This is a genomic window from Gillisia sp. JM1 (assembly GCF_000424645.1).
Lineage (GTDB): Bacteria > Bacteroidota > Bacteroidia > Flavobacteriales > Flavobacteriaceae > Gillisia.
Genome location: NZ_KE384218.1, coordinates 1,668,344 through 1,681,515 on the forward strand (window position 1 = coordinate 1,668,344; position 13,172 = coordinate 1,681,515).

Genomic DNA, 13,172 nt, shown 5'->3' on the forward strand with positions numbered 1-13,172 from the left:
AAACCATATTATTGGGGAGCTCAAAAATTATGCATATAATTTAGTTAGTCTATAGAGGAAGAATTTCACATCTCTGACACCTCTAAATGAAGCTCTGAATTCTTTTATTTTGGCATTAAAGGATTCCGCTGAAGCGTTGGTGCTTCTGTTGTTAAAATAGTTTAGGATGGTCTCGTAGTGCAGTTTTACGGATCTTGCAATGGTATTGAAAGACTTAAATTCGGAATTGTCGACTTTGTTGTACCAGTGTGCCAATTTTAGCCTAGCTACATCTTTATTTGTGTTGTTTCTAAAAATATGGCTTAGCCCTTGAGAGAAGTTGTATGCTTTTTCAATAGTTGGGTATAGATCAAATAATATTTCAGCCCTTTCTATTTGTCTTGCCGTCCATTTGGCTTTTGATTTGAACAATAGATATCGGCCTCTAGCGAGCAGCTGCCTGTGCGTGTCCCCATTACTGAGAAGCTCTGGTTTATATGTTTTTTCATTTTTCCTGGCTTCTTCAATAGCTTTGTTTTCTTCTTCTATAATTTCCCACCTTAATCGGATACGTTCTTCTTGCACTGCTTCTGAGGCCAGTTTTTGAACATGGAACCTATCTGTGACTATTTCGGTTTTGGGGAAACATTTTTTAGCGATCAAATTCATGCTCCCAGCCATATCCACAGTGACTTCTTTTACCATATTGCGCCTTTCTACTGGGATTTCATTTAGTACCTCAATGACATCAACTGCTTTGGTTCCTTTAACAATGGCCACTATGCTGCCTTTCTTTCCGTTAGCTGCTTTGTTTGTTAGAATAGTGTAAAGTTCACCGTTGGATAAAGAGGTTTCATCTAAACTCAAATAGTTGCCCAAGTTCTTTCCATAGAGCAGCCAATCTTGTGAATGCTCTTTTTGCGCCCAATCCTTAAAGTCGCTGAGATGGTTTTTGTAGTGGTACTGCAGCGCTTTGCCATTGGTCTTATAATAGTCACCAAACCGTTTGGCACTTACCGCATGAGTATCAAGCGATACCTTTTAAAAAAGAGCCAAACTCGTTAGTTATCCGAGTGCCTTTAGCTATTAAGTTCCAATCTCTTTTTACTATCTCTCCTGTATTGACCAGGGTCCAACGCCTACGTTTTATATGGAGCAATACGGATTTACCCCTTAGCGGAAAATCTTCAACCGTTATTTCTGGTAAGAAGCCTTTGGATTGTGCTATTTCTGATTGATATTCTTTGGGTAGAATGTTCTTCTCTTCTAAATAGAAATGAACCTTGTCTGTTGATGATTTATGACTGATGATCTCAAAATATTCTAATATGCCTTCTGGCAATAAATAGCGGGCTAATTCTTTATCCAAGTTCTAAGTGTTTTGCTTGCAAAGATACATTTCTCCCCAAGTATTTACCTTGATCCGTGATCCATAACGGCAACAAAGCCGGAAGTACTGTTGGTGTTATCATTGAAGCGAAGAAACCTACGAATAGGGCAGAGATGCTTAGTAAAGAGAAGGTGAACGTTAAAGCCTTTCAGGAACTGGTTTTATATTATCTCAGGGAGCGTATAACACAGAAGAATCTGGAGGTGAAATACCTAATTGCAACCAACATAAATGAGTGGTTTATTTTTGATGCCAATATTTTTGAAAAAGCCTTCGCTCAAAACAAACGGCTTGTAAGTCAGTTTATAGATTTTGAAGCCGGAAGGCTGGCCGGGAAAACAACCGATTTCTTCTATAAGGAAATAGCTGAACCTTTTATAGCTGAAATGCAACAGGAGGTGGAATTCACCCATTTCGACATACGGAATTATGAAAAACCGCTTCGGAATAACAATCCGAAAGATGACAATAAACTGATAGCACTTTTCAAACTGCTATCGCCAGAACATTTGCTGAAGCTTCCGTTTACCAATGACAGCAATAGTCTAGATAAACGCTTTTACGGCGAGTTACTTCATATTATAGGCCTTACTGAAACCAAACAAGGAGGTAAGAAGCTCATAGAGCGACAAAAGGAAGGCAATCGAAACACAGGCTCTTTTTTAGAAAATGCAATCATCCAATTGGAAAGTATGGACAAGATTGGTCAATTGTCCAATCCTTCTCATTTTGGAGATACCCATCAGGAACGATTGTTTAATGTGGGATTAGAATTAAGCATCACCTGGCTCAACAGAATCTTATTTCTTAAGCTGCTGGAAGCGCAATTGCTCACTTACCAGAAAGGGGATAAGACCTACGAATTTTTGAGCCTAGACAGGATTCACAATTACGATGATCTTAATAGTTTGTTCTTTCAAGTATTGGCGCAAAAACATTCTGAACGAAATGGAGATGTAAAAGCGCTTTTTGAAAAGGTGCCATATCTTAACTCTTCACTTTTTGAGCCTACAGATATTGAACATGCTACTTTGTTTATTAGTAATCTCCGTGACGATAAAATGCTGCCTATCTATAGCGCCACGGTGCTGAAAGATAAAAAAGGCAAAAAGCGCAGTGGCGAACTCAATGCGCTCGAATATTTGTTTGAGTTTCTTAACTCCTACGATTTTAGCAGTGAAGGAGGGGAGAGCATACAGGAAGATAACAAGACGCTTATCAATGCTTCTGTGCTCGGTCTTATTTTTGAAAAGATCAATGGTTATAAAGACGGTTCTTTCTTTACTCCCGGTTTTATTACAATGTATATGTGCCGAGAGACCATTAGGAAAGCGGTAGTTCAAAAATTTAATGAAACCAAAAGCTGGGAATGTAAAGATCTGGAGGAATTGTATGATCGTATTGAAGATCGTAAGGAAGCGAATACAATTATTAACAGCCTTAAAATTTGTGATCCAGCGGTGGGTTCGGGACATTTCTTGGTATCTGCTCTTAATGAGATAATCGCTATTAAAAACGACCTGAACATTCTGCAGGATCGCAGCGGCAGAAGGCTGAAAGAATATCAGGTGGAAGTGGTGAACGATGAACTTATTGTGACAGATGAGGAGGGGGAACTATTTGAATACAATCCCTCCGCGAAAGAAAGCCAGCGAATACAGGAAGCACTTTTCCATGAAAAGCAGCAGATCATTGAGAATTGCCTTTTTGGGGTAGATATCAACCCGAATTCAGTTAAGATTTGCCGACTGAGATTGTGGATAGAACTTTTAAAGAATACTTATTATAAGTGGGAAAACGACACCTCCCCTTTCGGGGGAGGCCGGGAGGGGGAATTAGAAACGCTGCCGAATATCGATATCAACATCAAATGTGGAAATTCGCTCATTAGCCGCTTTGATCTGGATGCCGACTTAAGCAAGGCGCTGAAGGATAGTAAATGGAACATAGACAGCTATCGTGTGGCTGTTGACACCTACCGTAACGCCGAAAACAAGGAGCAGAAGCGAGAAATGGAAAAGATCATTCACGACATTAAGAACGACTTTAGGAGCGAGATCTCCTCCAACGATCCTAAGGTTAAAAAGCTGCAAAAAGTAAAGGGCGAATTGTTTCTTTTGACCAACCAAACTCAGATGTTTGAAATGTCTAAACGGGAAAAAGCCACTTGGAATAAAAAGCTGGAAAAGCTTTCTAAGGACAGTAAAAAATTGGAAACCGAAATACAGGAGATCAAGGATAATAAGATCTATGAAAACGCCTTTGAATGGCGATTTGAATTTCCGGAAGTGCTTAATGAGGAAGGGGATTATTTGGGGTTTGATGTAGTGATAGGGAATCCGCCTTATGTTTTCTCACGTGATAATTTAGATACAACTTCCAAAAATTATTTTTACTCCAATTATGAAGGAATTGATTATCAAGTCAATCTTTACGTGCTGTTTGCAGAACTTACTTTAAAGATCCTTACCAAAAGAGGAATGTATGGTTTAATTGTTCCTAACACTCTTTTAATGGTGAGTTCCACCGAAAAAATACGAAGGCTGTTATTTAATAATGCTTCAATAACAGAAGTGGTTAACTTTTTAGGCGAATCTTTTGAAGGTGTTAGTGTTGAAACGATCTCATACTTTGGATTAAAGGGAAAATCTTTACCAGTAATTAAGGTCTCCGTTGGTGAAAATGGAGTAATAAAATATTTGCACGATAAAAAAACGGAAACTGTTCTTAAATCTGATGATTTAATAATGAATGTTTTTTCCAGTGATACCACGGATGAATTCTTGCTTAAACTAAAAGAAGGTTCTGACCTTTTAGATGATTTAGTGGAAATAAAGGCCGGTCTCCAAGCTTATGAGGTGGGCAAAGGAATTCCAGTCCAATCAAGAGAAGATGTTACGAATAGAATTTATGATTATGACCACAAATTTGATAAAATGACTTTTCCCTATCTGGAGGGGAAAGATGTGGACAGATATATATGCCACGAAAATTCTTCATACTTAAAATATGGTGAAAATTTGGCGGCGTCCAGGTCCTTCGAAATTTTTAGCAATCCAAAGATTATTATAAGGGAAATTACAGGACAACACCCATATTCTCTGCTAGCCAGTTATACCGAAGAAACTGTATTGTTTAATCGAAGTAATATCGCCATTAATTCTAAAGAGGGAAGTAACATTAATTTAAAGTTTATTTTAGCTCTAATTAATTCAAAACTCATCTCATATTACTTTCAACTTAATACAGCCAAGGCCGTAAGGCGGCTCTTCCCAAAGATTATTCTTAAAGATCTGAGAAAATTCCCGATAAAAAAAGGAACCGCAGTTGAGCAGAACATAATTGCGGAAACAGCAAATCAAATCTTAATGCTGAAGACAGAAAATACTGCAGCAGATACCTCTTTTTTAGAAGCAGAAATAGATAGCTTGGTTTATGAGCTTTATGGGTTGACTGAGGAGGAAATCGGGATTATTGAGGGGAGTGTGGGATAGGGAAATATTTGTTATCCCCGGAAAAAAAAGCTAAAGAAATGGAGAGTAGATTATATAACAAGTTAGCCACAAGCTGAAAACAAACCAATGAAGAAAAAAGAAAGAGGTTCAGAATGGAGATTATGGGATTTACATATTCATACACCTGAATCAATATGTCAAGACTATAAGAACACATCAGAAAATTGGGAAAAGTTCATTAATTGTTTAGAGAACTTACCCGAGGAAGTTAAGGTTATTGGAATAACTGATTACTATTTCATCGATGGTTATGAAAAAGTAATGGATTTTAAAGCTAAAGGCAGACTTAAAAATATTGATAAGATTTTCCCGATTTTAGAATTTAGAATTGACACTTTTGGAAGTGGAAACCAAAATAACTTACAAAAAATAAACTTGCATATTTTATTTGATGTAGACGAAACTAAATTAGCTGTCGAGATTAAAAAAATAAGAGAAGAATTTATTGACAACATTAAGATTTCAAGGCTTGAGCAAACAAAAAAAATATCTAAAGAGAACTTTAGCCAAATTGGAGGCACGCTAAAAGATGGATTTGAATCATTAATTCCGTCTACAGAAGAAGTTTTAGGTTTAATTAATTCAACAACTTGGAAAGATAAAACCTTTCTTTTTCTTGGATATAAAGAATGGAGCAATCTAGAGAAAAACCAACAGTTAAAGCCGTTAAAAGACCATTTATATTCTCAAGTAAAGGCATTTTTTAGTAATAATGTAGAAACCAATGAGAAAAATCAAAATTGGTTAAATGAATTTGGAAATAAAAAACTACTGCACTCTCTCGATATTCATTCATTCAAAGATTTAGACACTTTTGAGTTTGAAGAAAACGGAACTAAAAAGCCAATTGAGAATTATCATTGTCATACTTGGATAAAGGCAGATCCAACTTTTAACGGCATTAAACAAATTGGATACGAGCCTGACGAGCGAGTGTCAATCGAGCAGATAAAACCACAAGAAAAAGCAGGTTATCAAGCTATTGATTCTGTTACTATTACACATAGTGATTTCACAAATCAAACGTTATACTTAAATCAAAACCTCAATTGCATAATTGGTGGTAGGTCAACAGGAAAATCTGTTTTACTTGGTGCAATTGCAAAAAAGTTGAATTGCGACAAGCCAGTTAAATTTGGTAATCAAGAATATACGGATTTTGTAAATGCAATAGTTTCAGGTCTCTCTATTACTTGGAAAGATGGAGTTGAAAATAATGATAGAAATATCGAATATTTCCCACAAAGCTATATGTATCAATTGGCCAAAAATAAAGAGGGCGAATTAGATAATCTAATAGAAGAAATTATAAAACAAGATGTAACAAAAAATCAACTTATCACAAATTATGATTCTTTTTCTAGTGAAAATAATTCAGATATAACCACCAAAATTAACAAGCTCTTTCAGCTGCAAGAAGACCTTGTTAGGCGTAAACTCAAACTAAAGGAAAAGGGAGATGAAAAAGGAATCAAAAGTGAAATTGAAAAATTAACGAAAGAACTGTCTGAACTAAAACTTAAAATTCAAATTACTGAACAAGAACTTGAGGAATACAACAAACTCAAACTGCAAATTGATGAGCTTGCAAAAACAAATGAAAATTATAATTCTCAAGTTTCTAAAATTCAGTCCTTAAAAGAAAAATTCTTTTTAAATAAGGATATTGACTTTGATATAGTGTCCTTAAATGATTCTAACAGGTCAGAAGTGAAATCATCTTTTGACAAACTGAAATACAAGTACCAAGCTGAATGGAATTCAGAACTAGATAAAATATCCTCAAAAAATACTGCAATAGTTCAAGTAAATAGTCTACGAATCTCGGATATCGAGAAAAACATAAACTATATGAAAGGGATTGAGACTTTTAGAAATAATAAGCAATACAAAGAAGTAGAAGAGAAACTTAAAACACAAAGAGATAAACTCGCTGATATAACCCTAATTAAGAAAGAAATTGAGGAATTTGTATTACAAATAGACAGTTTCAAAACCTCAATAAAACAAGCCCAAAGAAACTTCTATTCAAAAATTGAGGAAATAAAAGAAAGTCTCAAGATGTCTGAAGGAAAATTAGAGATTCTAGCCTTCCCAAAACTTAAAGCATTTGAATTTAGGGAACTTCTTAATTGGAGTATCAATCAACAAAGTGACGAAGGGAAAAGAATTGTAAATACACCTATCGAAAATAAAGTTGAAGAATATTTTAAACTTACTGATGAAATTTTTGAGAAACTACTAAACCAATCAATCACACTAAAAGGTGGTAATGCACATTTAGGTTTAGCTTTAAAATTAATGTCAACCAATTATTTTCAAGTTTCTTACAACATTCTTTATGAGGACACTTTTAATCAAATGTCAGAGGGTAAAAAAGCATTTGTTGTTCTTATGCTATTATTGGACTTTAGCGACAAAGATTGTCCGATTTTAATTGACCAGCCAGAAGACGATTTGGATAATCGATCGATATATAAAGAATTAGTTAAGTACCTAAAAAAGAAGAAAAAAGAAAGACAAATAATTGTAGTAACACACAATCCGAATATTGTTGTTGGTGGCGATTCTGAACAAGTTATCGTTGCAAATCAAAATGGAATTGATACAAAGAATAGAAATAGCACTAAATTTCAATACGCATCAGGTAGTTTGGAAAATACCAAAGAGATTAATGAAGGAATTGAAATCATACTAGAGAGACAAGGAATAAAAGAACACGTTTGCGAAATTCTTGAAGGTGGAAATGAAGCTTTTAAGCAAAGAGAAATTAAGTACGATTTGAAATAAAGCCAGTGGCTAACAATGTATATATGAAATAGGCGAAACATTAGCAAATATAAGGGTTTTGGGTCGCATCAAACTTTGTGCTTAACCGAAAGTTTCCTGCTTCGTAATCGCCTACTTTTCATATACTAAACGTTATGCATAACCTTTACAAACATAAAATATGAGAGAAGATTTTAAAGAAAGAGTATTACAAAGGGCAAAAGAAAGAGCTCAAAATTTAGGCTATAACCTTACAAACGTTGCTCAAACAGATTTAAGAGAATTTATTAATCAAGGTATTGATCGTATGTCTGCTGACGAATATGATTCTGCCACAAGAAGATTGATTGCTCTTGAAAATATTGAGAAGTTGATAGATAATATGTCTAGAAATGCAAAATTTAGAAGTCTAAATGAAAGTTTAGATTACAAAAGTTTCTCGAGTGCGAGATCAAGTATTTGTCCACTTTGGCCATTTTGCTAATGGAAGAAAGAATAAAAAAAGCGTTTGATTTTGCTGCAGATGCTACCAAACAACTAATCACCCTTTCCACAGCAATCATAGCTCTAACTATAACTTTTTCAAAAGATATTATTGGAGCTGCTAATATTGGAAATTCGTCATCCATCTTTACCGCGTGGATTTTATTGATTGTTTCAGTAATATTTGGGATTCTAACACTTCTAGCTTTAACTGGAAATTTACAACCAATGAAAAAAAATGATGCAGAAGTTGAAAATAATAATGTTCGACCTGTTGACATAAATAACAATAATATCCGACTATTTTCAGGAATTCAGATTCTTACGTTTATAGCTGCCCTTTTCTTTACCGTTTACTTTGGATATAGCTCGATTGAGGAAAGAAATGAAGAAAACAATCCTGCAAAAATTGAAAAAAATCAGTGCTTAGAAATAATTAAAACTACTGAATATAAAATTGAAAATCCTAAAAGTACTGATACAATATTTATCTAATAAAGCAATGCATAACTACGGTTATCAAAATAGCGTACAATCGAATAAAAGAAGTTTAGGTCAAGTAACAAACAACAAAACCGCCAAGAAAGCATCTCTAATCCACATTTCTTACATTCACTAAGGGCATTAAGTGCAAGCTGATTAATTCAACTTGATCTATAAAAAGGAAAGTATTGATGTAAACGAAAACCTATTTCGATGAAATTTATAGCGTGTTTATTAATGTTGCTTCTTTTTTCCTGTAATAATCATCAACAAAAAGATGAAAAATTAAAAGAAAATGATGTCGTGATTTCCGCCGATACAACACAAAGTGATAAGTCTATAAAACCCAACAAAGAAATTACGAAGGAATATGCTAATCAACGATTTCGAAAAGTAAGAGTTGAAAAAATTGCATCCAACAAATTCCGTATTCAAGGAGAAGCTCAAATTTTCGAAGCAAATTTTAATTGGGTAATAGAAGATGGTCATTATGAATTGAAAAAAGGTTACGAGATGACAGATGCTGGAGCGCCTGAATGGGGTAAATTTGACTTTACAATTGAAGCTCATAAAAAAAGAGATAATTCAACTTTAAATATTATTCTATTTGAAATAAGCGCAAAAGATGGAAGTCGTCAATATGAATTACATATACCTTTGAAATAATTAAGCAAACGGCTGCTATAATAGAAACATAAAACAAGAAGGTTAAGTCAGCAAATAACTTCGGTTCCCAGTAAATAGCTTAGAAATGAAGTAAAAGCGATATTTTAGAGACTAGGTAAAAAACAAATAAGTCGATAAGTAAGCGTCCTTACTGTACGCTACTTGCAAATCAAAACTTTTATGGAGTGAAAGTTTGAGGAGCGAAATTAGAAAGAATTAAATGGAATTTAATTAACAATCATACTATTACCTTGATGAGAATGGGATAGGATAAATAATATATAAGGAGTTGTAATGCCATAAAAAACCAAGTGAATTGAGCTAATTATGATAATAACTAACAGTAATTTAAATGATATCCCGGAAATCTTCAGGTTGTATAAATTAGCTACCGATTTTCAAAAAATAAAATTTCCAGAAAACCAATGGCCTGAATTTGATAAAGAATTCATAACTACTGAAGTTATTGAAAATCGACAATTTAAAATATTAATTGAAAATAAAATCGCCTGTATTTGGGCGATAACTTATAGCGATGCCCAAATTTGGGAGGATAGAGAAAATAATTCTTCCATCTACATTCATCGGATAGCCACAAACCCTGAATTTAGAGGAAAAAACTTTGTAAAAGAAATTGTTGATTGGTCTAAAAATTATGCCCGAAAGCAGAATAAAAAATTCATTAGAATGGATACCTGTGGGAAAAATGATAAATTAATCAATCATTACAATCATTGTGGATTTAATTATTTGGGTATAAAAAAATTAAAAAACACATCTCAATTACCCTCACATTATCATAATGCAAATGTGTGCTTTTTTGAGATAGAATTAGAATAACGGCTTACAATAACTAAGCGTTCGTGTGGCGGTAAGGCCCAACATTAACTCAATGTTGACTGAGGAAGAAATCGCCATAGCAGAAAGCTTATAGAAGGGTGGAAAATTTCTTTTGCAATTCAAGAATTCTAAAACACTAAGAGAGAATCAATAAATTGCGATGTTGGAAGGGAAAGTTTGAGCTAAAAAATGAGAATAGATTTAATGCAGTTTAATTAAATAATACTGTGATCCTTGATGAGAATGGGATAAAAATTTTATAATGAGTTATGAGCAATCTTAAAACAAAAAAATTATGAACAAGATTTTTATTCTTTTAGCGATACTATGTATGGGGTGTTCGACCCAGGAACCAAAAGATAAGGTACTTACGGAAAATGAGCGTTGGGAGCAACATGCTGCCAATACTGAAATTATTAGAGATGATTTTGGGGTGCCTCATATTTATGGAAAAACAGATGCTGATGCTGTGTTTGGCTTATTATACGCACAATGCGAAGATGATTTTAATCGTGTAGAACGCAATTATATTTGGGCGATGGGAAGACTTGCTGAAGTTGAAGGAGAAACATCTTTATATAGCGATTTACGCGCTAATCTTTATATGACAAAAGAAGAAGCTATTGAGAATTACACGAATAGTCCTAAATGGTTACAAGCGCTTTGTATCGCTTTTGCTGATGGGGTTAACTACTATCTTAAAACACATCCCGAAGTAAAACCAAAACTCTTGACACATTTTGAGCCTTGGATGCCAATGTATTTTAGCGAAGGTTCCATTGGCGGGGATATTGAGAGGGTTTCTACTAAAATAATAAAAGATTTTTATGAAAAAGACAGCGATACTAGAGTGGGTGTTAATGAGGGTCTAATTAGATTAAAAGATGATGAACCAAGAGGATCCAACGGGTTTGCGATTTCTGGTGACTTAACAAAATCTGGTGATGCCATGCTTCTTATTAATCCGCACACGTCTTTCTTTTTTAGAGGTGAAGTTCATGTGGTTAGCGAGGAAGGGCTTAACGCTTATGGTGCAGTTACTTGGGGACAGTTTTTTGTCTACCAAGGATTTAATGAAAAAACAGGTTGGATGCATACCTCAACTGGAACAGATATTATAGACGAGTTTGAGGAAACCATCGTTAAGAAAGATGGTAAAACATTCTATAAATATGGTGAAGAGTTGCGTCCTGTAGATTCTGTGGAAGTTACTTTGAACTACAAAAGTAATGATGGTTTAAAAGACAAAACATTCATGATGTATCGTACACATCATGGTCCTATAACACATGCCAATGACGATAAATGGGTTTCCACCGCTTTAATGTGGAGTCCGATAAAAGCCTTGGAACAATCCTTTACAAGAACCAAGAAATCTAATCATGATGAGTTTTATAAAATGATGGATATTCGTACCAACTCTTCCAATAATACGGTATACGCAGATGCCGATGGCACAATTGCCTATTACCATGGGAATTTTATTCCAAAAAGGAATGAAAAGTTTGATTACACACAACCTGTTGATGGTAGTAACTCAGAAACCGACTGGCATGGACTTCATGAATTAAAAGATAATATAATGGTGAAAAATCCACCAAATGGTTGGATTCAAAATTGCAATTCCACACCATTTTCAAGTGCTGCTGAAAATAGTCCAAAAAAAGAAAACTATCCTAATTATATGAGTTCTTATCCAGAAAACTTCAGAGGCATTCACGCCATTGCTTTATTGAAAAAAGCAGAGAATCTGACCTTAGATGGATTAATTGAATTGGCTTACGACACCTATTTACCAGGGGCAGAGGTGTTAATTAGTGGTTTATTGGATGCAGCTAATAAGACTGCTGCTAAAACACCAGAGGCTAAAGCAGCTATCGAACTTTTAAAGAATTGGGATTTTAGAGTGTCTGTAACATCTGTTGAAATGACTTTAGCGCAATTTTATTTGAATGCCTATTATAGCTCAGGTAAAATCCCAACAATGACAGGAAATAAACGAATCACCCAATTAGAAAGTTTTGATTATATGAGTAAGACCTCAACACCAGAGGAACGCTTGGAAGTATTTCAAACAGCCATAGAAAAGTTGACCGAAGATTTTGGATACTGGGAAACGCCTTGGGGAGAATTCAATCGATACCAAAGAAACAATGGTGAAATTAATCAAGAGTTTGATGACTCAAAACCAAATCTTGCTGTAGGTATGGCTTCAGGGTCTTGGGGAGCATTAGCATCTTTTGGCACTCGATTTGGCGAAGACACTAAACGACAATATGGAACCTCTGGAAATAGCTTTGTCGCTGTTGTAGAGTTTGGTGATAAGGTTAAGGCAAAATCGATGTTAGCTGGAGGACAAAGCAGCGATCCAAATTCACCTCACTTTGATGATCAAGCACAGCCTTATGCTGATGGAAAATTTAAAGATGTAGCGTTTTATAGAGAAGATGTTGAAAAACGCGCAGAAAAAACCTATCATCCTGGTGAAAAAAATTAGATTAACCCCGCTGCTCCAAGACTTATAACATCGCGCCTGTCTCCCAACCCTGTTTTGCCGGCAGGCAGCGGCGGGGGAGAGCAAAAATTTCCCAACGCTTTAAAGTATTTTTATTTAAGTATTTGCTTAAATAAGAAATATGTATAAGTTTGTGTTATGGAAAATAATTCGTGCATAAGACAACAAGCAGATATTGAACAAATAAACCGTTGCAAAGACACTGTTTCGGAATTAAGTGAATCGTTTGATCATTTAGCAAATGGACTTTCATTAGTAGGAAACAGCGTAAGACTCAAAATACTTTACCTAATTTTTGAGGAAAAAAGACTTTGCGTTTGTGATTTAAGCGATATTCTTGGAATGAACATTTCTGCTATTTCTCAACATTTGAGAAAAATGAAAGATAGAAATCTATTAAAAACAGAAAGGGAAGCCCAAACGATTTTTTATTCATTGACAACTGAATATTCAACATTACTGAATCCGTTTTTTGAGATACTTGATGGAAACAAAATTTTAGAATCGATATGAAATGAGCCATATTGATTTT

At 34.6% G+C, this 13,172-nt stretch carries 10 protein-coding genes; 8 read left to right on the forward strand and 2 right to left on the reverse strand.

All coding sequences use genetic code 11. The features are described from left to right. Positions 1-27 precede the first annotated feature (27 nt). Positions 28-948: a transposase gene (locus H033_RS0110665; RefSeq protein ID WP_026838318.1), complete on the reverse strand. Its 921-nt coding sequence runs from the start codon at positions 946-948 to the stop codon at positions 28-30. Positions 949-1,006: 58 nt separating this feature from the next. Further along, positions 1,007-1,348, reverse strand: a complete 342-nt coding sequence (locus H033_RS0110670; protein ID WP_026836780.1) for a hypothetical protein — start codon at positions 1,346-1,348, stop codon at positions 1,007-1,009. 56 nt (positions 1,349-1,404) lie between these two features. Here H033_RS0110670 and H033_RS20010 point away from each other — a divergent pair, with 56 nt between their 5' ends. The 8 genes from H033_RS20010 (at position 1,405) to H033_RS0110710 (ending at position 13,153) form a co-directional block, all read left to right on the forward strand. Continuing rightward, entirely contained in the window at positions 1,405-4,863 is a 3,459-nt protein-coding gene (locus H033_RS20010; RefSeq protein WP_051227880.1) for an Eco57I restriction-modification methylase domain-containing protein, read from the forward strand. Positions 4,864-4,950: 87 nt separating this feature from the next. Further along, the gene (locus H033_RS0110680; RefSeq protein ID WP_026838319.1) at positions 4,951-7,674 is read left to right on the forward strand and encodes a TrlF family AAA-like ATPase; all 2,724 of its coding nucleotides are present in this window, start codon (positions 4,951-4,953) and stop codon (positions 7,672-7,674) included. A gap of 160 nt (positions 7,675-7,834) precedes the next feature. Further along, on the forward strand, positions 7,835-8,137 hold the full coding sequence (locus H033_RS0110685; protein WP_026838320.1) for a hypothetical protein: 303 nt from the start codon (positions 7,835-7,837) through the stop codon (positions 8,135-8,137). Beyond that, a complete protein-coding gene (locus H033_RS0110690) occupies positions 8,137-8,631 on the forward strand; it encodes a hypothetical protein (protein WP_026838321.1) in 495 nt (164 codons plus the stop codon). Before H033_RS0110685 ends, H033_RS0110690 begins: the two co-directional genes overlap by 1 nt. Positions 8,632-8,832: 201 nt before the next feature. Continuing rightward, positions 8,833-9,285: a Gmad2 immunoglobulin-like domain-containing protein gene (locus H033_RS20015; RefSeq protein ID WP_081661834.1), complete on the forward strand. Its 453-nt coding sequence runs from the start codon at positions 8,833-8,835 to the stop codon at positions 9,283-9,285. 327 nt (positions 9,286-9,612) lie between these two features. Beyond that, a complete protein-coding gene (locus H033_RS0110700) occupies positions 9,613-10,125 on the forward strand; it encodes a GNAT family N-acetyltransferase (protein ID WP_026838322.1) in 513 nt (170 codons plus the stop codon). 295 nt (positions 10,126-10,420) lie between these two features. Next, entirely contained in the window at positions 10,421-12,622 is a 2,202-nt protein-coding gene (locus H033_RS0110705) for an acylase (RefSeq protein ID WP_026838323.1), read from the forward strand. Between the two features lie 156 nt (positions 12,623-12,778). Then, a complete protein-coding gene (locus H033_RS0110710) occupies positions 12,779-13,153 on the forward strand; it encodes an ArsR/SmtB family transcription factor (protein WP_026838324.1) in 375 nt (124 codons plus the stop codon). Positions 13,154-13,172 lie beyond the last annotated feature (19 nt).

What these genes read in the sequence shown, in the direction of transcription:
- H033_RS0110705 (WP_026838323.1), top strand. Translation starts at nt 10,421, where the DNA reads ATGAACAAGATTTTTATTCTTTTAGCGATACTATGTATGGGGTGTTCG.
- H033_RS0110700 (WP_026838322.1), top strand. Translation starts at nt 9,613, where the DNA reads ATGATAATAACTAACAGTAATTTAAATGATATCCCGGAAATCTTCAGG.
- H033_RS0110710 (WP_026838324.1), top strand. Translation starts at nt 12,779, where the DNA reads ATGGAAAATAATTCGTGCATAAGACAACAAGCAGATATTGAACAAATA.
- H033_RS0110680 (WP_026838319.1), top strand. Translation starts at nt 4,951, where the DNA reads ATGAAGAAAAAAGAAAGAGGTTCAGAATGGAGATTATGGGATTTACAT.
- H033_RS0110690 (WP_026838321.1), top strand. Translation starts at nt 8,137, where the DNA reads ATGGAAGAAAGAATAAAAAAAGCGTTTGATTTTGCTGCAGATGCTACC.
- H033_RS20015 (WP_081661834.1), top strand. Translation starts at nt 8,833, where the DNA reads ATGAAATTTATAGCGTGTTTATTAATGTTGCTTCTTTTTTCCTGTAAT.
- H033_RS0110685 (WP_026838320.1), top strand. Translation starts at nt 7,835, where the DNA reads ATGAGAGAAGATTTTAAAGAAAGAGTATTACAAAGGGCAAAAGAAAGA.